Below are 22,018 nucleotides of genomic sequence, written 5' to 3'. Positions count from 1 at the left end.
GTGAGATTGCGATAAACAGTGAACCTATCGGGAAAGGAGAATAAATATGATTCCATCGGTGATTGCTCGGGATTTTTCCGGCATACCCAAATTGAATGAATTGGCCTCGCGCGATTTTTTAGCTGGCCTGCCCAAAGCAGAGCTGCATTTGCATCTCGATGGGGCTTTGTCGCCAGAGCTTATGTTTAAATTGGCGCAGCGCAACCAGGTGGAATTGCCCTATAAATCCATCGCGGAAATTGAAGCCGCCTATCAATTCACCAATCTGCAAAGTTTTTTAGATGTGTATTATCGCGGCGCGTCGGTGCTCAATACTGAGCAGGACTTTTACGATCTCACTCGCGATTATTTTGCAAAATGCAAAGCCGATAATGTGCAGCACACGGAGTTGTCGTTTGACCCGCAAACTCATACCGAGCGTGGTGTTGCGTTTGCCACGGTAATTAGCGGCATTTTGCGCGCGATGGCTGATGCCAAAAAAGACTGGGGTATCAGTGCAAAGTTGGTAATGGATTTTTTGCGTCACTTAAGTGCCGAGAGTGCGATGAAAACGCTGGAAGAATCCCTGCCGTGGAAAGATAAAATTATCGCCGTCGGTTTGGACAGTTCTGAGTTAGGTCATCCTCCCAGTAAATTTACCGAAGTCTTCGCCCGCGCTCGCACAGAAGGTTATCGCGTAGTTGCTCACGCAGGGGAAGAGGGCCCGCCGAGTTATATTTGGGAGGCGATTGAACTATTAAATGTTGAACGCATCGATCACGGTGTGCGTTGCGATGAAGATGCGAAGTTGATGGACTACTTGCGCGAAACGCAAATTCCGCTCACTGTGTGCCCGCTCTCCAATGTGCGTTTGTGTGTGTTCGATACTATGGCCGAACATAATCTATTTACGCTGCTGGGTGCAGGTTTGCGTGTAATGATTAACTCGGATGATCCCACTTATTTTGGTGGATATCTCAACGACAACTATTTTGCTCTCGCCGATGCGTTTCCCGTAACCCGCGAACAGGCGTTGCTATTAGCTCACCATAGTTTTACGTCGAGTTTTATTAGCGATGATGAAAAGCTGAGGTTTATTGCACAGCTAAAAAACTACGCAAACAATTTTCAGTAGTATTTCAATGCCATTAGTATTTCAATACCAATCGTATTTCGACAATAGGTAAGCGCGATGGATAAACATTTTATTACCGCCAATGAGCTCTTGCTCGATTCATTCAAATTAGGCGAGCAAATTTATCAGCGCGGATTTCGCCCGCATTTTATTGTTGGTGTCTGGCGCGGCGGCTCACCGGTGGGCATTGCGGTGCAGGAATATTTGGAATACATGGGAATTGCGACCGATCATATCGCAATTCGCACGTCGTCCTATTGTGGTATCGATAAACAGAGCAAAGACATTCGTGTGCATGGTTTGGATTACATTATTAAAAACGTTAATGCCGATCAGGAATTATTGATTGTCGATGACGTGTTTGATTCCGGTCGTTCGATACAGGCCATTATCGACGAAATCAAACGCAAGTCCCGCCGCAATACACCCAACGTAATAAAAATTGCCTGCCCCTGGTATAAACCCGCGCGCAATGTCACCGAGTTAACCCCAGATTTTTACGTGCACGCCACCGACCGCTGGTTAGTATTTCCGCACGAATTGTGCGGCTTGACCCCACAGGAAATTTTGCAGGGCAAGGGCAGCGAAATCGCCGATACCATTGCGCGCGCAAAGGATGGCGACGACTTTAAACAATAGGCTGTTTGCCCTGTGATCTGATGAGTGAATGTTTGAATAGAGGGTTAGCTGATAGAACGTGTGCGCACCGGAAAATACACAAGTGTATTAAGTGAGCGATTTGCGCGGTGAAAATAACCATATCAGTCAGGATTCAATTTTTTTTAATCCCGACTATTGACTCAAAAAGGCCAAACAGGTTTAATACGCGCCTCTTGCAGTGCAGCGCTTAGCAAACACTGAACAAGACGCGACACGCCCAGATAGCTCAGTCGGTAGAGCAGTGGATTGAAAATCCTCGTGTCCCTGGTTCGATTCCGGGTCTGGGCACCATTAATTACTTAAGAATCAATGGCTTGGCTGCAATTTAAGCTGCAATGTTCAAGCCACTGACTACATTTTGCCTACGCTAATAACTTAGTGAAAGGCGTAAAAAACCTCCCAAGTGGAGGTTTTTTTGTTTCTGGCTGCTATACAATCGTTAAGCGAGCTGTTGTTGATCTGATACGCTCCTTGCTCTACATTTATTCGTATCCATTATTTTTATATCACTGATTTTCCTGCAGGCGTAATCATGGCGAATATTAAAGTTAGCGGAGTATCTTTACAGAACAAAATTGAATTCGTTCGTCGCACTCGCGGTAGAAACTACTCCGCTAGTTTGCGATTGGAGGGGTTTACAGTAACTACGACTCGCAGCACTCCTGTTTCTGCATCGCATAAAGATGAAGTAATAGCCAAGTATAAGCAATTGGCTTATTGAGGCATTTGTGATCGATAAATATGGTTTGGGGCAGGATGTATATTGTTATCCTGGCACTGACACGTTAAAAAATCTTCTAAATATTAAAGACTCTGATCTCTTGGTGTTAGCTGAAAGAGATATCACCGATATAAATGCAAATCTCATCGAATTCTGTCCCCCTCCTTATGATCTAAGTTATCTCTGTAATATTCACAGTCAGCTTTTTTCTGATGTCTATGAGTGGGCAGGTGAGCTGCGCACTATCGATATCAGCAAGATTAATACTCGTTTTTGCAATGTAAATCGAATAGTCCCTGAGTCTGCAAAGCTTTTTTCCTCTTTGGCGAAGCAAGGCTATTTTGAGGGTTTAAATCGCCCAGATTTAGTAAAGTTGGTTGCGGAATACTATGGTGAGATCAACATGCTGCATCCCTTTAGGGAGGGAAACGGACGGGCCCAGCGTATTTTATTTGAACACATTATTGTAAACGCTGGATTTGGGGTTGATTGGAGAAATGTTCAGGCTGATGAATGGCTTGATGCAAATATCGCTTCAGCGTTACTGTGTGATTATCGAAAGCTTGAGTTGGTTTTTGAACGTTGCATATGTGAAGAAATCACATAATTTTCAATCACTGTGTCGCTGTAAGGCACTGAGCGGGTTTTGCCGCTTTTGGTCTTGCTGAATGTGATGCGACCGTCTCTAACTTGTAGGCCGGTTAATCCCTCCGCTTCGCCCCATCGTGCTCCTGTTGCCCGGCATATGCGAGCCACGATAACTGCCGAAGGGTTGCTACTATTTTCAAGCTCAATCATCAGTCTTTTAATTTGCTCTATAGTGAGTCAGGCTAATTCTGTTTCGTCGAATTTTATTGCTTTCAATTTTCCAAATGAATTGGGTCGCTTCCATTCTCCTGCGCGGTCTAACTGATTAAAAGCTGCTTTATTTAATAACTGTCAAACATTATTCGGATTGCGTGCTTTTTTGCTCATCAGTTTGTTTTAATCATCATTTTGCGTGTGTTTATTCCAACGTTAATTCCGCGGTAAATAATTGTGCCCTACCTCTATTGCTCGCCCATCGAAATAATACTTCTGCGTTTTGTGCTACGAGTCCATTAAAAACAGGCTTGCCGTTTAAGGTAACGGCGACGGGTTGATTGAAGTCGATCATGTCGGGGTTGAGTAGTAGTGTGAAGCGCGAGACATCCTGAGTTAGTACCGTAAATGCATTGCCATTTCTGCGTGCCGAAATCCACCCGGGGTTTTTGCGCTTGCTGAGTTCATCTATTTTTAACCAATGAATGCGTGCGTAGCGGTCTACGCGATCAGTTATCCATCTGGCTTTTTCTGGTAGTGGGTCGCGTACGTGCTGCTCTTTAAATACTGAAATATTCGACTGTTCTGCTCCGAGCCATTTCATGTCGTGCTTGCCATTTTCGATCAGTGTGTGGCGGTGATTTATTTTTGCTTTTTCCAGAATTTGTATGAAAGGGGCAACAGATTTGGCTGGGTATACGGGATCGTTTTCGCCGTTGACAATAAAGAGTGCGGAGTTAACTAAGTTTTCAATATCTACACTGCCTGTCTGCTGTTCGCTTTTAAGTGTAAGCACTCCCATATGGCCGATATAGGGCAAAAATGCGGCCCATTCGGACGGTTGTTTAAACGCAAAAAAATAAGCGCCTGTGCCGCCGTCAGAAACGCCTGAGAGATAAACTCTGTTGTCATCGATGTTGTAGGTCGATTTTAGGCTGCGCAATATGCTGGAGAGATTATCGGCTTGTGCATCGCTCCACCAGACTGCATTGCGCCAGGCTGCGGGAAATACGGTTATTTGGTCGCGCTGCAAATAGGCTTCATATTTTTTCCCTTTGTTCCACCATTTGCCTCCGGCACCCCAGCGTGGCCGATTAACGGCGCCGTGCAACATAAACTCTACGGCAATAGGTCGCTGCGCGTTATAAGTTTCTGGTACTACAACTACGTAAGGAAACCGAGCTCCGTCGTCTGCGGTGCGCTGCTGCTCAAGGATGCCACGTGGGGCATCTGTGCGATAACCTGGCCCTCGTTTAAGCCATTGATAGAGTTTAAGTACATCACCGCCGGCGGCACTTATCAGTTGGTTCTTCGTTTGTGTGTAGGTTGAATCATCGCTTTCCCAATAGGCGGAAACCAATGCTTCGCTCGCGCTAGTGGCCAAACTATTACAGGCGATACAGGACAATATCCAGAGGGCGATTGCTTTTGGCATAGCTCACTCCACGAGCCAATTAACAATAAAAAAGCCGGGAATAAATTCCCGGCTTTTCGATGGTATTGCTATTAAGTTCTCGTAATGAATTAGAACTTATAGCTTGCGCCAAGAGTGATACGACGGTCGGTAAGACCTTGATAGCACAGTAATGCGCCACCATTCACACAGTATTGACGAGTGTCTTCACGCAGTAAATTAATCGCTTCGAGACCAATGTTAAGCTGTTCAGTCACGTCATAATTGATACTGGCGTTAAGCTGACCTCTGGCTTCTTGAATTGCGTAGAAGCCCCAGGGATCGCTACCGCTGCCGTAATTATTGGTACTAAACTCATCGCGCCAGGTGTAGCGAACACGGGCTGAAATATCGTGTTTTTCGTAGAACGCGGTGATGTTATAGGCGTTTTCAGAAAGATTAAGTAGTGCTGCGCGTATAGAAACGTCTGGCTGGCCTAACAGAGTAAATACTTGGTCTGCACGGCTTGTTGGAGTTTGGTCGGTTTCGCCACCAGAGAATTCCTGATAGGTGTAGTTGGTGATAAAACCAAAACCAGATGCCCAGCCGAGGGTATCTTCAAACTCAGCGAGATCGTATTGGAAAGCAAGCTCAATACCTTTTTGTGTGGTTTCACCGGCACCGTTAACTTTCGATGAGGTAGGAACACACAGACCTTGCATGCCATTTTCTGCCGCTGGTCTTAAGGTGTTGCGCACTGCAATCGGGTTCCAAATGCCGCCACCTTCACAAGGTGCGGTATTGTCGCGATATCCTGACGAATCAAGTGCGGCATCTTGTGTTTGAGTTACGTGCAGGCCGGTACGAACCTTGTGGAAAATACCTGCGCTCAATACGCTGGATGGGGCAAAATACCATTCAGCAGAGAGGTCGAACGAGGTAACTTCTTCAGGCTCCAAGCCAGGGTTACCGATGGCAACTGCTTGGTTTTCGCTAGTTTGGAATGCAACTGAGGTTGACAGGTCATCAAAGTCTGGGCGACGAATATCTTTGCCCCAGCCAGCACGAAGAACTAAATCTTCTCTCACATCAGCTACAAGGTTTACGCGTGGCAATAAGAAGTCATAACTGCCTGTTGCAACATTGGGAGTAACTACGCCATTAACAACGCTGTTGCCCAATGAATCAACTTCAGTTTCCAGATATCGCAAGCCTGCATTACCGCGGAAGATGCCGTACTCAAAATTTGCTTGCGCATAAAGTGAGTTGGTTTCTTCTGAGATGTCAAAGAAAGATGCAGCAGTTGAGGTAGGTGAAGAAATTTGCGCTTGATTGCGGCCATTAGCTGCATTGTTTGCAACGATTGCAGCGTTCATTGCAGCCATTACGCCTTCTGGGTCAGCAAATGATTTTGCGGGATCAACCAGCAGGAAATCTTTTATATAAAGCTTGCGACCATCGGCGTCGTTAAAGTTGTTGGCGCCAGGAGAAAGAACGCTTGCAAACATGTCACCTGTCGGAGAGTTTCTGCGATCAGAGATGGTGAAGTTACTGCCGCTTACATCTTTGAGACTGGATGACTTGTTGAAGCGATAACCTGCATCAATTGTGGTAATGCCTGCCATGTCCAAGTTGTAACTAAAATCAACGCGGAAGGCGTCTTCCTGATTCTCGGTTAAGTTATTGCTTTGGTTGACCGAGGCAATCACATAGTTTTTGGGGTCAAGCAGCATTTCAGTGGTAGGTGTAGTGGCCAAGCCTTGTGCGATACCAAATGTCAGTGATCCGCCAGTCAAGTCAAACTCAAACGGTACACCATTATCGATTCTTCCCACCTGTGAGGCAGAGTTCGGGTTGATAAAATTAAGTGTGGTACTGAAGTTAGGGGTATTGCTTTCAGAGTCCGAGGTTGATGCCTCAACACGCACTGAAAGTTTATCGCCATTCCATTCGCCGCCCAATCTAAAAATATTGCTGTCGGTCACGCGAGCGTTGGTGTCGGTTGAGTTGCGCAGGTTGGGGTCCAGATTGCCGGTTTGCTCAGGAACTAATATGCCCTTGGTCACTGCCAGAATAGAGCCTATATCCTGAGAGCCGTTTGCTCCATGAACGGTTCCAAAATCAATTGTTTCCCAATCGGTAATCAGTGCTTTATCTTTAACGCCATTCGCACCTACACCTGAAGCTTGCAATCTGTAGCTCTCTTGTCTGCGCTCTTGGTCATTTACCACAGCATCAAAATAGAGCTTGGTGTCGTCGTTGGGCGCCCATTCAAATGAAGCAGAAACGTTTTTCGTTTCGTACTCATAGTTATCATAATCTTGTTGAAGAAATTGGATTGGTAAGTGCGCATCTGGCAGTGAAGGATTCACGCCTGCTGCAACTAAATTATCGCGATCGACACGAGGGCGGAAGTCGGTAACATCCATCTCAGCATAGCTAGCGCTGACTACAACACCGAATTCACCGGCACCAGTAGACCAATTGTCACCATAAGTTCCTGACAGTCTTGGCGTCATTCCACCATCAGCTGAAAGGTCGCTCTGCTCGCCTTGAACACGCACAGACCCCAAGGTTTCTTTTAACTCAAGTGGGCGAATAGTGCGCAGGTTGATGGTGCCACCTACGGAGCCTTCGATTGTTTTTGCTTCGGGCGCTTTGGTTACTTCAACCGCAGATATCATCGATGCGGAAACGTCTTCAAAGCTAATGCCACTACGGCCAGAGCCGGAGCCGACAGTTGAAACGCCATTGATTTCAGTGCGGTTAGCATCGGTGCCACGGATTTGGACGCCGACGCCCACGCCGCCTTCACGAGTAATCTGCACACCGGTAATATTTTCCAAGACTTCTGCCAAATTTTGGTCAGGTAACTTACCAATATCTTCTGATTGAATCACTTCGATCAGATTGGTGGCAGCTCGCTTTTCCTCGATCGCGTTCTGTAAGGAGGCCCGGATGCCGGTAACCATTACTTCTTCTACTGCACCTGCTTGTTCTTGCGCATATGCCATGGATGACACAGCAGAAATCGCAAGCGATAAACTGCAAACCTTTGTACGTAACTTTGTCATGATTTCATCCCCAGGAACTTTTATAGTTAAGTTTTGACCGCATAAACAACATAGCATAGGCCTTTGCTTTACCAAAGGTGCTGTCCAAAATTATTATTGGTAATACCAAAAGTGTGTACATTGGTAATCCTTTTATCCAAAAAAGTAACAGTCTGCGTATCATTTTTTGTTTGAGGGGTGGTTGTGGGTTTGCGCGACAGGGCGATTGGTAGGTGTTGGGATGTTTCGCTAACTTATTGATATATAAGAAAAAATACAGTAAGGTGCGGGATTGCGCCGCAAAACGGGTGCGGGGTGCTTCGGATGTCTGTTGCCAACCCTTGTGATGCTCTTAACTTCGGGATTCTCGCCATGACCAATAACGACATTCTCCGCCGGGTACGTTTTATTTTTGATTTTGGTGATGCGCAAATGATGGCTTTGTTTGCGGCAGGTGGTTTTAATGCGTCGCGCGAGCAGGTGAGCGATTGGTTAAAGTCGGATGATAAGCCTGAGTTCAAAGAGCTGCGCGATATACAGCTGGCGATATTTTTAAATGGTTTGATCACTAAAAGGCGCGGTAAGCGTGAAGGTGAGCAGCCTGAGCCGGAAAAAAAACTCACCAACAATATTATTCTGCGCAAATTAAAAATCGCGCTGGATTTTAAAGATGAGCAAATTCTGGAGATGATGGAACTGGCTGGCTTTCCGTTGAGTAAACACGAGCTGAGCGCATTTTTCCGCAAGCCGGGGCACAATAATTATCGCGAGTGCCAAGCGCAAGTGCTGCGCAATTTTCTTAAAGGTCTGCAAGTTAAAATGCGTGGCAATATAGCCGATGCAACAGAGTCTGTAGCGTTATAGTTTTTTGCCGGGGGCTGACGGTAGCCTTGCTGAGCCACCTTTTTTGGTCTAACCAATCGTATCTTCATAACAATTGCTTCCGTGTTCAGTGCGATTGCTGGATTACACTTTGAGTGTGATCCAGCAATCGCGGGAGTTATTGGTTATGCGCACTTATATTCGTCACCCCACATCTATTCCCATTCAAGTCTGCGCCGGTGGCGATGAAGATTCGCGTGTACGGGTGCGCAATTTAAGCGCGGGCGGGCTGTGTTTTATTACCGACAAGCCGGTCAAAGTGGGTACTTTGGTAGAGTTTGATATTCCTGTCATCAACCCGGATTACCACGGGCGCGGGGTGATTGTGTGGCGCCGCGAGCGGTCATCCAAGTCCTATGAAGTGGGAGTGCGCTTTACCAGTGACGACGAATTTTTTCGCACGCGTATGGTGGAGCAGGTGTGTCAGATTGAGGACTATCGTCAACGTCTGGCGCTCAAAGGGCGGCAGTTGAGCAGTGAGGAGGCGGCGTTGGAATGGATTGAGCACTACTCGGCTAACTTTGATGGTGCTGCGCAGCATTAGCTATTATTGTGCAAAACAAGTTAGATAAAAAAATCCCCGTCTACATTGCTGTGGCGGGGATTTTTTATCGATTATAAAACCGGGTTGTTAGCCAGCATTTTGTTGACGACGAACAATTAGATCGTTTTCAATCCTTTTCATTTTTTTGTCATCAAGCGTATAGAGAAGGGTAAAGATGGTACCTGTGATACCAATCACTACGGGTATTCCACTCATGAGGAGCACCATTCCCGGAAGTGAATCGATAATTGTGCTTTCTACTTTGGCGTCATAGCCATACATCCCAAGCACGATCAATACCATTGCGCCGGCGAACCCGTGGCCGGTTTTATTGATAAAGGTTCCGGCAGAGTAGATTAGGCCGGTGGCGCGACGGTGATTTTTCCATTCAGAATAATCCACTGTGTCGCCCAACATGCTGAAAAAGAGTACTGGCATCATGCCCGCGAAAAACTCGCCAATAGTTGCCAGGCTCATCATGGTGTAAATATTGTCGGGAGTGACAAAATAAATGGCGCCATTAAAGATTGAACCCAGTGAAAATGCGGCAATCATTAAGGTCCGCTTATTAAAGCGATTGGACAACCAGCCGGTGGCAATAGCTGCGACGAGCGACGCTGCCAGCGTCAGGAAAAAATAAATGCCAATCAAGTCCGGGCGTTTTAAGTAGTACATGAAATAGTAACTGGCCGCACTTGGGCGCACTACTGTGAAGAGGCCAAACATTATGCCGATGCACAGCAGGATCAACCAAGGGTTGTTAGTGAGCAGATCGGCCAGATCCTTTTGGGTGTTGCTTAAATGCTCGCGCGGCTTGGCAATAATTTTGTTGCGCAAATACACCGAAAACAAAAAGCACAGCAACATAAATACTAATGCAGTGTATTTGTAAGTGGATGGCCAATTATTTTGGGCAAGACTAATAATCATCACACTGATTCCCAATACGGGGATTAAAATCACCGGTAAATTGGTAAACAGGTCTTTCATCTCAGTCCATAGACTACCGTCAGGTTGTGTCGGCGCTTGGATGCGTTCTTTGGTGCTCTTGTAAGTTATCAGCATAAAAACAGTGAGAAGTGCTGCAAAAATTAGCATTGTGTACTGGTAGCCAACTGCTTGGTCGCCTTTGCCCAACATTGCTACTAACGCTGGCATAGTGGTCATTACCAGCATGCCGCCGGCAAATGCACCGATAAAGCGGAAGCTGGACAAGCTGGCGCGCTCTTTAACGCTATCGGTCATGACTCCCATTAGTGCGCCGTAGGGAACGTTGTTCGCTGTGTAGGCGAGGGTCAGGCAAAAATAAATGACAAAGGCGTAAATGAGTTTACCGGTATAACTGAAGTCGGGGGTGGTAAAAATTAACGCGAGGAAAAGTGCTAGAAAAGGAGTTGACCAGAGTATCCATGGCCGAAATTTGCCTTGGCGAGTATTGGTGCGGTCTGCAACTGAGCCCATGATGATATCGGTTAAGCCGTCTGATAGACGTACAATCAAAATCAAAATCGCGGCGTGAGCGGCGGTGATGCCGAAGGTGTCGGTATAAAACACGGGAATGAAAAATCCGCTGCGCCAGACAAAGTTGGCGGCGGCATCGCCCATTGAATAACCAATTTTCTCTCGCAGCGAGAGTTTGTGAGTGGATTCCTGCATGGTCTTAAAACCTCGTGTTGTTGTTCTGCTCAGAATGGTTTTTATGATGGATAACCGGTTGTATTCTGATGCACTTCCCTGCGATGACATTGTGTCAATCTGGTTTTTTAACTGCTTTTGGAACAGGGGCTAGTGTTGAGCTAGCCCCTGTGATCTCTCTCACCTGATCAAGCGGTTGATACAGCTTTTTCGGTATTTTTTTTATAAATTTATTTGCCAGCGTTATAGGTTTCAGCGGCTTTCACAATTTCTGCGCGCGCTTCTTCCAAATCGCCCCAGCCTGCCACTTTTACCCACTTGCCTTTTTCCAGATCTTTGTAGTGTTCAAAGAAGTGTTCAATTTGCTTGAGGGTAATTTCCGGCAAGTCTTGCAGGGTTTTTACATTGCTGTAAAGCGTAGTCAGTTTATCGTGTGGAACAGCAACAATTTTTGCATCTTCACCGGCTTCATCGGTCATCTTCAGTACGCCCAGTGGGCGGCAGCGAATCACTGAGCCTGCCTGTACTGGCTGCGGGAACACTACCAATACGTCGGCGGCATCGCCATCACCGCACAGGGTGTTGGGGATGTAGCCATAGTTGCATGGGTAGTACATGGCAGTGCTTACCAAGCGGTCGACAAACAGCGCGTTACTGTCTTTGTCGATCTCGTACTTGATACCGGAATTCATGGGGATTTCGATAACCACGTTAAAGTCATCGGGCAGGCTTTTGCCCGCAGGGACAAGTTCAAAACTCATGGTGTGTTCCTGACGTCTATGGATTAAAAATTAATGGGTAATTGTAGCTAATGGTTTCAAAGTGGGTGTCGCAGCATTCTTTAAGCTAATAGGCGGCGGATTCTACCACAACAAAAAGGCGACGATAGCAACGGCCAGTAAGGCGGCGGCGATCAACGCTAACCATGCGTTGCGGCGGCCACTGTTTAAATTGGGTTCAATGCGATTGCCGGGCGAAGTGGGACGGGTTTTCCAACGTTTGGGTTCGCTACTGGGCAGTTTGCGCGCGACCGGTTTGCTCAGTTCATCGATGGGTTTGCGGATGCGGGTTTTATTTTCTTCCAGATCCGGCGCCACTATGCGGAAGGTATACACATCCAGACGCAATCGGTCGCCATTATTGGCGGTGGCGTTATCAATCCGCAGTTCATTGAGGAAAGTGCCGTTGGCCGAGCCAAGGTCTTTAACGCGCAGATGATTGCCTTCGACGCTGATTTCGGTGTGGCGGCGCGACAAATGGGTGCCCGGGATAACTATGTCGCACTGGTTGCCGCGCCCAATCACTGTGCCGCGCTCGGGCAGCAGAATAAAATGTTTACCCGCTAGCCAGCTGCTGTCGGAAACTAAGCGCCAGGGCGCGCTGTAAGTATCTTTGGTTTTGTCGGGCAAACTGCGTGGGTCAAGTACGATAATTTCACAACTGCCAATTTTGATAATATCGCCGGGGAAAATTTCTTTTTGGGTGATGCGCTGGCCGTTGATAAAGCAGCCGCTTGCGCTGTTGTTATCTTTGAGAAAATATTTGGTGCTTTCTTGAACGACTTTGGCGTGTGCCGGATCTATACCTTCTTCATCAATTACCAGATGATTATCTGCCGATCTGCCAATCGAGAACAGTTTCTCAACGACCCAGAGCGGCGGGCGTCGGTTGTCCTTAAAATGAAGTTTGAGCATGGCAGATTCCGTTTTTGTCGTATAAATAATCTTTTTTTGCCGTTATCTACCCTGAATTTGCCTATTTTTGGCGACGATCCTGTGATCTGAATGACCTTATCATCGAATTCTATTAACTCATACCCCAAAGGGCAATCAAATGGCTGATATTACTGAGTATTCCCTTCCGCAACCAAAAAATAAAGTGGTTATTCATTACTGCAATATGTGCCGTTGGATGCTGCGTTCGGCGTGGCTAGCCCAGGAGCTGCTCAGCACCTTTGATGGTGAGTTGGATGAAGTAGCCTTGCACCCAGGCACAGGGGGCATTTTTCACGTCTGGCTCAATAACGAATTGATTTGGGACAGGGTTAGCGATGGCGGCTTTCCCGAGGCCAAAGAACTAAAACAACGAGTGCGCGATTTGCTTTGCCCGGAGCGTTCGCTTGGCCATAGCGATGGGCACAGCAAAAAAGGCTGACTTTTGTAACAAATCGTTTCTGCCGCCCTGAGTTGATGGGCTTTTTACTGTTTTACATAAGGGTGGCTGGCATAATGGCTGCCCTCTGGCCTATACCCACTGGCTGAGCCCCAATTCGGGGGTTTGTCACCCAAGCTTTTTGTTCAGGGAAATTCACCAACCGGATTTTTTCATGCAACTATTTTTACGTTTTTATTCGTCACTCAATCGGCTCTACCGCGCGCTTGTTATTCGTCGCCCCCACCATGTGTTGACAGCATTGGTGTTGCTCACCCTGTTGGCCGCAGCTGGGATGACCAACTTCAAGTTGGATGCCTCGGCTGACTCGCTCACGCTGGAGCACGATACCTCGATTGATTATCTGCGTGAAATTTCCAAGCGCTACCAAAGCGGTGATTTTTTGGTGCTTACCTACGCGCCGAAAGCGGAGATGTTTTCCGATGAGTCGATCGATACACTCAAACAGTTGCGCGATGAGTTAGCGAGTGTTGATGGTGTGGCGAGTGTCTACTCCATGATCGATGTACCGCTGCTCTATAGCCCCATGCGCCCACTCGCGGAGCAAAAAGAATCGACCCGCACGCTGCTCACCCCCGGTGTGGATCGCGCAATGGTCAAACAGGAGTTTTTAACCAGCCCGATTTATCGCGATATGTTGTTGAGCCCCGATGGAACTACCTCGGCAATTTTGCTCAATTTAAAAGTAAATAATCACTATATCCAGTTGGCGCGTCAGCGCGATGCACTGCGCATGAAGCGCGACAAAGAGGGGTTGAGCGAAAGTGAAGCACAAGAGCTGGCGCAGGTGTCGGCCGAGTTTTTGGATTACCGTACTAAAACTGCAGCACAGGACGCGGCGCGAGTGGAAATTGTGCGCGAAATAGCGGCCGCATATCGCGACCGCGCGCAAATTTTTCTCGGCGGTGTAAGCATGATCACCACCGATATGATCGCTTATATCAAAAGTGATCTAGTGGTATTTGGCAGTGCACTGTTGGCGTTTATTGTGTTTATGTTGGCATTTTTATTTCGTCAGTGGCGCTTTGTGGTATTGCCGCTCGCGGTGTGTTTGATGTCGGTCACTTTAATGCTCGGTTGGTTGAGTTGGATCGACTGGCGGCTTACGGTTATCTCCTCTAATTTTGTTGCGCTGTTATTAATTATGGTATTTGCGTTCACTATTTATGTAGTAGTGCGCTATCGCGAAATTCATGCACTCAATCCCGAACTGGATCAGGCTGAAATAGTTTTGCAAACCATGCGCGATATGGCAGTGCCCTGTTTGTATTCTGCATTGACCACCATAGTGGCGTTTATGTCGCTGGTGATGAGTGGCATACGCCCGGTGATTGATTTTGGTTGGATGATGACGATTGGTTTGATGGTTGGGTTTGTGCTGGTATTTGTAGTGCTGCCCGCAGGCTTGATGATTTTGCCTAAAGGCGAAGCAAAAGATCGCGGCGATAACTCTGCCGCACTCACTGTGCGTTTTTCCAAATTAGCTGAGCTTCACGGCAGCACAATTTTAGTGCTGGCATTAATCGTTGCCAGTATCAGCGTGTGGGGTATTAGTCGGCTGGAAGTGGAAAATCGTTTTGTTGATTATTTTAAAAGCGACAGCGAAATCCATCAGGGTTTGAGTGTGATAGATCGCCAGCTTGGCGGTACAGTAACGCTTGATATTATTCTCGATGCCGATAAAAACACCATCGATATCGTCGATGCAGAGGCAGGCGATGAGGAAGATCCCTTCGCCGAAGATGAAGATACTTTTGCAGAACATGAAGAGGATCCCTTTGCTGATGATGCCGACCCGTTTGCTGAGGTTGGTGACGAAGACCCATTTGCTGATGGCACTGGTGCAGCGAAAAGCGCGCCTAGCTACTGGTTTAGCGTAGCGGGTCTGGATCAAATCAAACAACTGCACAACTATTTGGAATCCCTGCCGGAAGTGGGCAAGGTGCAATCGCTCGCCACTGTGTATCAATTGGCGCACGACATCAACAAAGGCAAGTTGAATGATTTTGAGTTGAATGTGCTGCGCAATATGCTGTCCGATGACATCAAAAACTTTTTGATCACACCTTATTTGGTAGATGAGGCACAGCAAACTCGTATCACCTTGCGTGTAATTGAAACTACACCCAATTTAAAACGCGCAGAGCTGGTGGAAAAAATTCGTCACTACGCGCTTGCCGATGTCGGTTTTAAGCCAGAGCAGGTTAATTTCACCGGCATGTTGGTGCTCTATAACAATATGTTGCAGAGTTTATTTGCCTCGCAAATCTCAACAATTGGCGTGGTGTTTATCTCCATCATGCTGATGATGATGATTTTGTTCCGCTCAATAAAAATTGCCCTGATTGCTATTCTGCCGAATATTCTGGCTGCCGGTACGGTGCTTGGTGCTATGGGCTTGGTAGGGATTCCGCTCGATATGATGACCACTACCATAGCTGCAATTGTGGTGGGCGTAGGTGTGGATCAGGCGATTCAATATTTTTATCGCTTCCGCATTGAGTTTGCGCAAGATCAGAATTACGTTGCAGCAATGCACCGCTCTCATGCATCCATCGGGCGCGCCATGTATTACACCTCAGTCACTATTATTGTGGGCTTCTCAATTTTGATGCTGTCACAATTTATTCCATCAATTTATTTTGGTGCACTCACCGCATTTGCCATGCTGATGGCAGTGATGGGGTCATTAACCCTGTTACCGAAATTGATTTTAATGCTGAAGCCATTTGGCGAAGGAAATTAGTTCTTTGCTGAGCCGTTGTCGGTGCCAGAAAAACAAAAGGGCGCATTTTTGCGCCCTTTTGTTTTTTTGGTGACGGGTTTACCAATCCATCAATGCTTTTAATTGCGGTGTTAAATCCTCTGCCATAGCAGCATGTTGCGCTTTGGTTGGGTGGGCGTCCTGCGCATCCCCAGGATAATGTGGCGAGGTTACTTGATGCACTCGAGTGCCGTTGACGCGCGAAATAGTTTCGCGAATGTAGTCAATGAGTGCCGCTTTTTTGTCGCCATTTAAAATGGCTCCCTCGGTGAGTGCGATATGCGCTTGCGGGTAGTCTGTTAATAATTGATTTACGAGTTTTACGTAAGTGCTGACATAGTGTTCGCGTGCGGGAATTCCTTGGCTGAAATCATTGGTGCCTATAGCGCTGATAATTAAATCAGGTTGGTAGGATGTTTTATCCCAGCTAACTGGCGCCGTTTGATCGGCAATGGTTAACGGATAAAAATCCGGCAGATTGAATTCGTCGGTTTTACCGTTCCAGCTGCGCACCAAACCCCGGCCGCCGTAACAGACTAGCTGCACCTGCGCATTGAGTGCGGCGGCGGTCAGCATGCCGTATGACTCGCGCGCATTAGACCAACTGGGATTGGCTTTTTCTCCGGGGATGCGATCAATCATTTCAGCACAGGTTACCGAATCGCCTAAAAATAATAATTTTCGTTTGGGTAAGGGCGATGCGCCAAGCAGTTGGCCTTTATCTGCAATAAACCCGCTGATAGTGTTTATACCCTGCCAGGTTTCGGTGCGGTTGGTGATGCGCACTTTGTGTTTTCCCGCTTCAGAAAAACGAAATAATTCATAGGTTTGGGGTGCCGATGTTAATTGAATCCGCTTGGGTGCTGCGTCATCCACAATGACATCAATCCAGCCGTTGCCGGAATTGCTGTGCCCGGACATTTGCAAGCTTGCGCCTTCTACATTTAAAAACAGGCTGACACCTGGGTAGGCAAAACGCAGGCTGCCATCGCCCTGTTGTTGCGCGCGCCCCATCAGGCTAATGCGTGAATCATTGGCGGTTACCGATTCCGCGCACAGGCTATTGCTCATTAATATGGCTGCGATCAATACACTGAGTGAAACAAATATCTTATTCATGGTTTCACCTGTTTATTTCAATAATTGTTGAATGTCGGGCAGCATTGCATCGGCCCAAATTTGATAGCCCTTGGATGTGGGGTGTAAAAAGTCTTTCATGATCTCGGGTGAAATATTGCCGTTTTTTTGCAGCAGTAAGGGGCCGTAATCTTTATAAAAAATTGTTTTGCGGTTATCGAGCTGCGCGATAATTTGGTTTACTTTTTTCACCTGCTGGCGACTTACCGATGTCGCTTGTTCATCAAAGGGAAATACGCCATTAAGCAATATTTTGCTGCTTGGCCAGGCCAGTTGTAGCTGCGCAACTACGTTGGTAACGCCGGCGGCGACTTGCTCGGGCGTTTCGTGAAGGTGCCCAAAATTATTTACGCCGATCAGCAGCACAATCACTTTGGGTTGCATATTGCCGATGGCGCCGTGTTGTAAACGCCAGAGTGCATTGGCGGTGTGGTCGCCACCGATGCCGAAATTGGCAGCCTTCAAGGGTTTGAAGTTTTTCTCCCAGATTTGCCAATCCCAACCTGCCGTAATCGAATCGCCGAGAAATAACACATTTATGTCTTCATACTCGGCGATGACCTTATCTTCTGCGTGCATTTTGTCCCAAGCGGCAACAGGCATCCAATCGTACTCGATAGTGCGTTTGCTGGGGCTGGTGCCGGAGGGAGGCATTGGGGATAGGGCGCTAGCAAATTGACAGAGCGCAGTAAGAGTGAGTACTGCACAGGATTGGATAAGTACTTTTTTAGCCTGAATCATAGAGGGTATTCCTGCTCAATAGCGGTTGAAAAATATCTGCCATGGCTACTCATTGCAAAAAATGATTATTGGCAGAACTGTATTGCAGGCTGTGTGTTTTTTCGTTTGCTCAGGTTGCGCACGTTGGTGCGCTTATTATTAGTTTTTCAAGCTTAGTCGCTCATTGTGCAGATTCAAACTTTGCACTCCGGCGATATTTAAAATCAAATCGAGCAACTCATCCCAGGGTTCGGCATTACGCATGCCTTTTACTGCTTTATCTATGCCGTTAGCTTTGCGCAGCAATTGCTGCAGTTGTGCGGGTTTTAAGCGGCGCAGTGCGGTTTGCATGAGCGGTTGACGTTTGTCCCACACACCGGCTTGTTTTGCCGCCCATTCAAAATGTTTGCCCTGCGCCACGGCTTGGGAGATTTGTACCAGCGCGCGAATTTCGCGGGTCACCGCCCAGAGGATGTTAATCGGTTCGGTGCCTTCGGTTTTTAAACCTTGCAAGGTGCGCACGGCGGCGCGGGCGTCGCCGTGCAGGGCTTTGTCGGTGAGGCCAAATACATCGTAGCGCGCGCTGTCGGCAACCACCGACGCCATCAACTCATAGCTGATGCGGTTGTCAGTGGCGAGCAATTTTAATTTTTCGATTTCCTGCGCCGCGGCGAGCAAATTGCCTTCGATGCGCGAGGCGAGTAAATCGATCGCATCGCTATCGGCGTGTAAACCGGATTGTTGCAAGCGCACGCCAATCCAGCGCGGTAATTGCGCGGGGGCAATCGGCCAGATTTGGATATGTTGGCCGGCATCTTCAATGGCTTTAAACCATTTGCTTTTTTGTGTGGCGCCGTCGAGTTTTTCGGTAACGATTAACAGCAAATTATCGGGGGCGGGTGACTGCGCATATTCCTGTAAAGCTTTGCCGCCTTTATCGCCGGGTTTGCCGCTCGGCATGCGCACTTCAATAATTTTTTTCTCGGCAAACAGCGAGAGGCTGTTGGCGGAGGCGAGCAGTTGGTTCCAATCAAAACTGGTGTCGATATGGTACAGCTCGCGCTCGCTAAAACCATTTTTGCGCGCGGCGGCGCGAATCTGGTCGCAGCACTCTTGAATCAGCAGCGGCTCATCGCCTGAGACTAAATAAATAGGTGCCAGTTGCTTGTTGAGTGCGGCACTGAGTTGCTCGGCGCGTAGCTTGGGCATCTTATGGTGCCGCTGAGGTTGCTGGTGTTTTTACGCTGAGGTTTTTAACGCGGCGCAAAATGCTATTGGCCAGTTCGCGGCGCATTTCGCGCAGCACTAATTCTTCTTCTTGCGCGGCACCGTTGGCATTGTTGACGTTGTAATTGTAGGTGCGCGAGATGCGTGCATTGGTGTCGCGCGGGGTGATGACGCCCTTTGCATTGCTGACGCTGTAATCCACGCGCAGGATAATTTCATAGGCGCTGGTGAGTGCATCGCTGCCGACACCGGCAGTGCGTTTATCCAACACTTCGCGGCTCAGATTAAGTGTGAGTGCGTTGGTGTTTGCGGTAGTCAATTCATTGATTTTATAGCCGGGCAGCGCTTGGCGTAATGCATTGATCAACGGGCTGTGATCGTCTTTGGTGGCGATCACTAAATCCAGCGGGCTAGTCATCGCCAGTTTATCTTCACCGGCTGCTGAGCCGCGTAAATGCCAGCCACAGGCAGAGAGGCTAAGCACTAATAAACTGACGATAATTTTTTTCATATGACTCTCGATTTTTAATCCCTCCCAGCCTCCCTTTTTCAAAGGGAGGGGGTTTGTGTCCCCCCTTTGAAAAAGGGGACTAGGGGGATTCGCTTTTAGAGGTTAACGCTCTGCTTAATTGGCAACAATGTTCACAAGCTTGTTGGGCACCACAATTACTTTGCGCACGGTGACACCTTCAAGGAAGCGCTGCACATTTTCCTGTGCGAGGGCATCGGCTTCGAGCTGCTCTTTGGGTGCATCAACTGCCGCATCCAATTTGCCGCGCAATTTGCCGTTTACCTGAATAACGACTTCGATAGTCGAGCGCACTAGCGCACTTTCATCAAGGCTTGGCCATTGTTCATTGAGTGGAATGCTCTGGTGACCGAGCGCTTGCCAGAGTGAATGGCTGATGTGTGGCACGATGGGCGCGAGCACCAAAATCGCCGTTTCCAGCGCTTCGCGTTCAACGGCTAAGCCCAGTGGATTAGCGCGGTCGGCGAGTTTGCTGGTTTCGTTGAGCAATTCCATGGTTGCGGCAATTGCGGTGTTAAAAGTTTGGCGACGGCCATAGTCATCGCTGACTTTTTGGATGGTTTCGTGCGTTTTGCGGCGCAGGTCTTTCTGTGCTTGCGGCAGTGCGTCTATATCCAGCTTGCCCGGGGTGCCGGCATTGATGTGGCCTTCAACAGCTTTCCACAAACGACGCAAGAAGCGGTTAGCGCCTTCCACGCCCGAATCGCTCCACTCCATGCTCTGCTCTGGTGGTGCGGCAAACATGGAGAACAAGCGCACGGTATCGGCGCCGTATTGGTTGATCAGCTCTTCCGGGTCAACCGTGTTGCCCTTGGATTTGCTCATCTTGGTGCCGTCTTTTAATACCATGCCTTGGCAGAGTAAACGGTCGAAGGGTTCATCGCAGCTGACCAAACCTTCATCGCGCATCAACTTGTGGAAGAAACGCGAGTAGAGCAGGTGGAGGATGGCGTGTTCGATACCGCCTACATACTGGTCAACGGGCAGCCAGTAATCGGCCGCGGCTTTGTCGAGCATGCCGCCTTCAAAGTTCGGACAGGTATAGCGCGCGTAGTACCAGCTGGATTCCATAAAGGTATCGAAGGTATCGGTTTCGCGTTCAACCGCTTGGCCATCTAATTCATCTTTGCGCCACTCAGGATCGGCTTTGATTGGCGAGTGAACGCCATTCATCACCACATCTTCCGGCAGCAATACGGGAAGTTTGTGTGCGGGAACCGGAATTTCGCCGCCGTCGGGCAGGTTGAACATGGGGATGGGCGCACCCCAGTAGCGCTGACGGGATACACCCCAGTCGCGCAGGCGATAATTCACTTTCACCTGACCCTTGTGCGCCATTTCCAAGGTGCTGGCGATAGCATCGAAGGCGGCATTAAAGTCCAGCCCGTCGTATTCACCGGAGTTCACCAGAACGCCTTTTTCAGTAAAAGCCGCTTTGCTTAGATCAATCGCTTCGCCATTTTGGGGGGCGATGACCTGAGAGATTGGCAAGTTGTACTTTTGTGCAAATTCATAATCGCGCTGGTCGTGCGCCGGTACCGCCATCACCGCGCCTGAGCCGTAATCCATCAGCACATAGTTGGCGATCCACACTGATACCGGTTCACCGGTAATGGGATGCAGGGCTTTTATGCCGGTATCGATACCGCGTTTTTCCATGGTCGCCATATCGGCTTCGGCAACCGATTGCACTTTGCATTCGGCGATAAATTGCGCCAGTTCAGGATTTGTCTCTGCGAGCAATTTGGCAATCGGATGCTCAGCGGCGAGGCTGACGTAAGTCACGCCCATGATGGTATCGGGGCGGGTGGTATAGATGTCGAAGCCGGTAAATTCGCCCACGGCTGCGGCCAAGCTAAAGTGCATCTCCAAGCCGCGGCTCTTGCCGATCCAGTTGCGCTGCATGGTTTTGACTTGTTCTGGCCAGTTGGGCAGCTTGTCCAGATCATTGAGCAATTCGTCGGCGTAATCGGTGATTTTGATAAACCACTGAGGAATTTCTTTGCGCTCAACCAAGGCGCCTGAGCGCCAGCCGCGGCCGTCGATCACTTGCTCGTTGGCCAGTACGGTGTGGTCTACCGGGTCCCAATTCACTGTCGCCATGCGCTTGTACACCAAGCCTTTTTCGTACAGACGAGTAAAGAACCACTGTTCCCATTTGTAGTATTCGGGTTTGCAGGTGGTCAGCTCGCGGGACCAGTCAAAACCAAAACCGAGCTGCTTCAGCTGGCTGCGCATGTGATCGGTATTTGAATAGGTCCAAGCGGCAGGTGCAGTTTGGTGCTTGAGCGCAGCGTTCTCCGCTGGCAGGCCAAACGCGTCCCAACCCATTGGGTGCAATACATTTTTGCCCTGCATGCGCTGATAGCGTGCGATTACATCGGTGAGGGTGTAGTTGCGCACGTGCCCCATGTGTAGCCTGCCGCTTGGGTAGGGAAACATCGCCAGGCAATAAAATTTTTCTTTGCTGCGATCTTCAATAACCTTGAAGCTCTGGTGTTCTTCCCAGTATTGCTGGGCTTGGGCTTCAACTTCGGCGGGAGTGTATTGTTCTTGCATGGGGCGCTCTTGCATTTGGATCTAAGGCCTATCGTAAGTGGGGTGTTAGAAAGGCAGTGATTATAGAGTGATGACACTGAAAAGGGGTAATAATCGCGGATAAAACG

The 22,018-nt window shown here is 48.3% G+C and carries 18 protein-coding genes and 1 tRNA gene; 9 read left to right on the top strand and 10 right to left on the bottom strand.

Annotated elements, in window-relative coordinates; all coding sequences use genetic code 11:
- The first annotated feature begins 46 nt into the window (after positions 1–46).
- The 5 genes from AC2CG4_RS12745 to AC2CG4_RS12725 all read left to right on the top strand — a co-directional run bounded on the left by AC2CG4_RS12745 (position 47) and on the right by AC2CG4_RS12725 (position 3,102).
- Positions 47–1,114: an adenosine deaminase gene (locus AC2CG4_RS12745; protein ID WP_484486617.1), complete on the top strand. Its 1,068-nt coding sequence runs from the start codon at positions 47–49 to the stop codon at positions 1,112–1,114.
- Positions 1,115–1,171: 57 nt separating this feature from the next.
- A complete protein-coding gene (locus tag AC2CG4_RS12740) occupies positions 1,172–1,753 on the top strand; it encodes a phosphoribosyltransferase (protein ID WP_484486616.1) in 582 nt (193 codons plus the stop codon).
- Positions 1,754–1,989: 236 nt separating this feature from the next.
- Positions 1,990–2,065: transfer RNA gene (locus AC2CG4_RS12735), tRNA-Phe, on the top strand.
- Between the two features lie 241 nt (positions 2,066–2,306).
- A complete protein-coding gene (locus AC2CG4_RS12730; RefSeq protein ID WP_484486615.1) occupies positions 2,307–2,495 on the top strand; it encodes a YhfG family protein in 189 nt (62 codons plus the stop codon).
- Positions 2,496–2,502: 7 nt separating this feature from the next.
- On the top strand, positions 2,503–3,102 hold the full coding sequence (locus tag AC2CG4_RS12725; protein ID WP_484486614.1) for a putative adenosine monophosphate-protein transferase Fic: 600 nt from the start codon (positions 2,503–2,505) through the stop codon (positions 3,100–3,102).
- A gap of 399 nt (positions 3,103–3,501) precedes the next feature.
- Here the strand turns inward: AC2CG4_RS12725 and AC2CG4_RS12720 are convergent, their stop codons facing one another.
- Entirely contained in the window at positions 3,502–4,731 is a 1,230-nt protein-coding gene (locus AC2CG4_RS12720; RefSeq protein WP_484486613.1) for a dienelactone hydrolase family protein, read from the bottom strand.
- Between the two features lie 89 nt (positions 4,732–4,820).
- Positions 4,821–7,763 carry a TonB-dependent receptor gene (locus AC2CG4_RS12715; RefSeq protein ID WP_484486612.1) on the bottom strand — a complete coding sequence of 981 codons (2,943 nt, stop codon included), beginning with the start codon at positions 7,761–7,763 and terminating at the stop codon, positions 4,821–4,823.
- Positions 7,764–8,066: 303 nt separating this feature from the next.
- Here AC2CG4_RS12715 and AC2CG4_RS12710 point away from each other — a divergent pair, with 303 nt between their 5' ends.
- Both AC2CG4_RS12710 and AC2CG4_RS12705 read left to right on the top strand, forming a co-directional pair.
- Positions 8,067–8,606, top strand: a complete 540-nt coding sequence (locus AC2CG4_RS12710) for a YehS family protein (protein WP_484486611.1) — start codon at positions 8,067–8,069, stop codon at positions 8,604–8,606.
- A 145-nt stretch (positions 8,607–8,751) separates the two neighbouring features.
- The gene (locus tag AC2CG4_RS12705) at positions 8,752–9,168 is read left to right on the top strand and encodes a PilZ domain-containing protein (RefSeq protein ID WP_484486610.1); all 417 of its coding nucleotides are present in this window, start codon (positions 8,752–8,754) and stop codon (positions 9,166–9,168) included.
- An 87-nt stretch (positions 9,169–9,255) separates the two neighbouring features.
- Here AC2CG4_RS12705 and AC2CG4_RS12700 read toward each other — a convergent pair whose 3' ends face one another.
- From AC2CG4_RS12700 to AC2CG4_RS12690, 3 genes are all read right to left on the bottom strand, one after another.
- Complete coding sequence (locus tag AC2CG4_RS12700) at positions 9,256–10,824, bottom strand: MFS transporter (protein ID WP_484486609.1); 1,569 nt, start codon at positions 10,822–10,824, stop codon at positions 9,256–9,258.
- A 209-nt stretch (positions 10,825–11,033) separates the two neighbouring features.
- Positions 11,034–11,564: an inorganic diphosphatase gene (gene ppa / locus AC2CG4_RS12695; protein ID WP_484486608.1), complete on the bottom strand. Its 531-nt coding sequence runs from the start codon at positions 11,562–11,564 to the stop codon at positions 11,034–11,036.
- 102 nt (positions 11,565–11,666) lie between these two features.
- Positions 11,667–12,497, bottom strand: coding sequence for an FHA domain-containing protein (locus AC2CG4_RS12690; RefSeq protein WP_484486607.1), 831 nt, complete (start codon positions 12,495–12,497; stop codon positions 11,667–11,669).
- A 139-nt stretch (positions 12,498–12,636) separates the two neighbouring features.
- Between AC2CG4_RS12690 and AC2CG4_RS12685 the strand changes: the two genes are divergently transcribed.
- Both AC2CG4_RS12685 and AC2CG4_RS12680 read left to right on the top strand, forming a co-directional pair.
- Complete coding sequence (locus AC2CG4_RS12685; RefSeq protein WP_484486606.1) at positions 12,637–12,957, top strand: Rdx family protein; 321 nt, start codon at positions 12,637–12,639, stop codon at positions 12,955–12,957.
- Between the two features lie 172 nt (positions 12,958–13,129).
- Positions 13,130–15,721: an efflux RND transporter permease subunit gene (locus AC2CG4_RS12680; RefSeq protein WP_484486605.1), complete on the top strand. Its 2,592-nt coding sequence runs from the start codon at positions 13,130–13,132 to the stop codon at positions 15,719–15,721.
- Between the two features lie 78 nt (positions 15,722–15,799).
- Here AC2CG4_RS12680 and axe2C read toward each other — a convergent pair whose 3' ends face one another.
- The 5 genes from axe2C to leuS form a co-directional block, all read right to left on the bottom strand.
- Positions 15,800–16,858, bottom strand: coding sequence for a bifunctional acetylxylan esterase/glucomannan deacetylase AxeC2 (gene axe2C, locus AC2CG4_RS12675; RefSeq protein ID WP_484486604.1), 1,059 nt, complete (start codon positions 16,856–16,858; stop codon positions 15,800–15,802).
- A gap of 12 nt (positions 16,859–16,870) precedes the next feature.
- Positions 16,871–17,617: a GDSL-type esterase/lipase family protein gene (locus AC2CG4_RS12670; protein WP_484486603.1), complete on the bottom strand. Its 747-nt coding sequence runs from the start codon at positions 17,615–17,617 to the stop codon at positions 16,871–16,873.
- Positions 17,618–17,755: 138 nt separating this feature from the next.
- Positions 17,756–18,805 carry a DNA polymerase III subunit delta gene (gene holA, locus AC2CG4_RS12665; protein ID WP_062064503.1) on the bottom strand — a complete coding sequence of 350 codons (1,050 nt, stop codon included), beginning with the start codon at positions 18,803–18,805 and terminating at the stop codon, positions 17,756–17,758.
- A 1-nt stretch (position 18,806) separates the two neighbouring features.
- Complete coding sequence (locus tag AC2CG4_RS12660; protein WP_484486602.1) at positions 18,807–19,334, bottom strand: LPS-assembly lipoprotein LptE; 528 nt, start codon at positions 19,332–19,334, stop codon at positions 18,807–18,809.
- A gap of 114 nt (positions 19,335–19,448) precedes the next feature.
- Positions 19,449–21,911, bottom strand: coding sequence for a leucine--tRNA ligase (gene leuS / locus AC2CG4_RS12655; RefSeq protein ID WP_484486601.1), 2,463 nt, complete (start codon positions 21,909–21,911; stop codon positions 19,449–19,451).
- Positions 21,912–22,018 lie beyond the last annotated feature (107 nt).

This window comes from Cellvibrio sp. ATLC23 (genome assembly GCF_057196725.1).
The sequence above is the reverse complement of the archived record's forward strand: the minus strand, read 5'-3'. Positions and strand labels throughout refer to the sequence as shown.

What these genes read in the sequence shown, in the direction of transcription:
- holA (WP_062064503.1), bottom strand. Translation starts at nt 18,805, where the DNA reads ATGCCCAAGCTACGCGCCGAGCAACTCAGTGCCGCACTCAACAAGCAA.
- leuS (WP_484486601.1), bottom strand. Translation starts at nt 21,911, where the DNA reads ATGCAAGAACAATACACTCCCGCCGAAGTTGAAGCCCAAGCCCAGCAA.
- AC2CG4_RS12660 (WP_484486602.1), bottom strand. Translation starts at nt 19,334, where the DNA reads ATGAAAAAAATTATCGTCAGTTTATTAGTGCTTAGCCTCTCTGCCTGT.
- AC2CG4_RS12740 (WP_484486616.1), top strand. Translation starts at nt 1,172, where the DNA reads ATGGATAAACATTTTATTACCGCCAATGAGCTCTTGCTCGATTCATTC.
- axe2C (WP_484486604.1), bottom strand. Translation starts at nt 16,858, where the DNA reads ATGAATAAGATATTTGTTTCACTCAGTGTATTGATCGCAGCCATATTA.
- AC2CG4_RS12690 (WP_484486607.1), bottom strand. Translation starts at nt 12,497, where the DNA reads ATGCTCAAACTTCATTTTAAGGACAACCGACGCCCGCCGCTCTGGGTC.
- AC2CG4_RS12705 (WP_484486610.1), top strand. Translation starts at nt 8,752, where the DNA reads ATGCGCACTTATATTCGTCACCCCACATCTATTCCCATTCAAGTCTGC.
- AC2CG4_RS12720 (WP_484486613.1), bottom strand. Translation starts at nt 4,731, where the DNA reads ATGCCAAAAGCAATCGCCCTCTGGATATTGTCCTGTATCGCCTGTAAT.
- ppa (WP_484486608.1), bottom strand. Translation starts at nt 11,564, where the DNA reads ATGAGTTTTGAACTTGTCCCTGCGGGCAAAAGCCTGCCCGATGACTTT.
- AC2CG4_RS12730 (WP_484486615.1), top strand. Translation starts at nt 2,307, where the DNA reads ATGGCGAATATTAAAGTTAGCGGAGTATCTTTACAGAACAAAATTGAA.
- AC2CG4_RS12745 (WP_484486617.1), top strand. Translation starts at nt 47, where the DNA reads ATGATTCCATCGGTGATTGCTCGGGATTTTTCCGGCATACCCAAATTG.
- AC2CG4_RS12700 (WP_484486609.1), bottom strand. Translation starts at nt 10,824, where the DNA reads ATGCAGGAATCCACTCACAAACTCTCGCTGCGAGAGAAAATTGGTTAT.
- AC2CG4_RS12685 (WP_484486606.1), top strand. Translation starts at nt 12,637, where the DNA reads ATGGCTGATATTACTGAGTATTCCCTTCCGCAACCAAAAAATAAAGTG.
- AC2CG4_RS12710 (WP_484486611.1), top strand. Translation starts at nt 8,067, where the DNA reads ATGTCTGTTGCCAACCCTTGTGATGCTCTTAACTTCGGGATTCTCGCC.
- AC2CG4_RS12680 (WP_484486605.1), top strand. Translation starts at nt 13,130, where the DNA reads ATGCAACTATTTTTACGTTTTTATTCGTCACTCAATCGGCTCTACCGC.
- AC2CG4_RS12715 (WP_484486612.1), bottom strand. Translation starts at nt 7,763, where the DNA reads ATGACAAAGTTACGTACAAAGGTTTGCAGTTTATCGCTTGCGATTTCT.
- AC2CG4_RS12670 (WP_484486603.1), bottom strand. Translation starts at nt 17,617, where the DNA reads ATGATTCAGGCTAAAAAAGTACTTATCCAATCCTGTGCAGTACTCACT.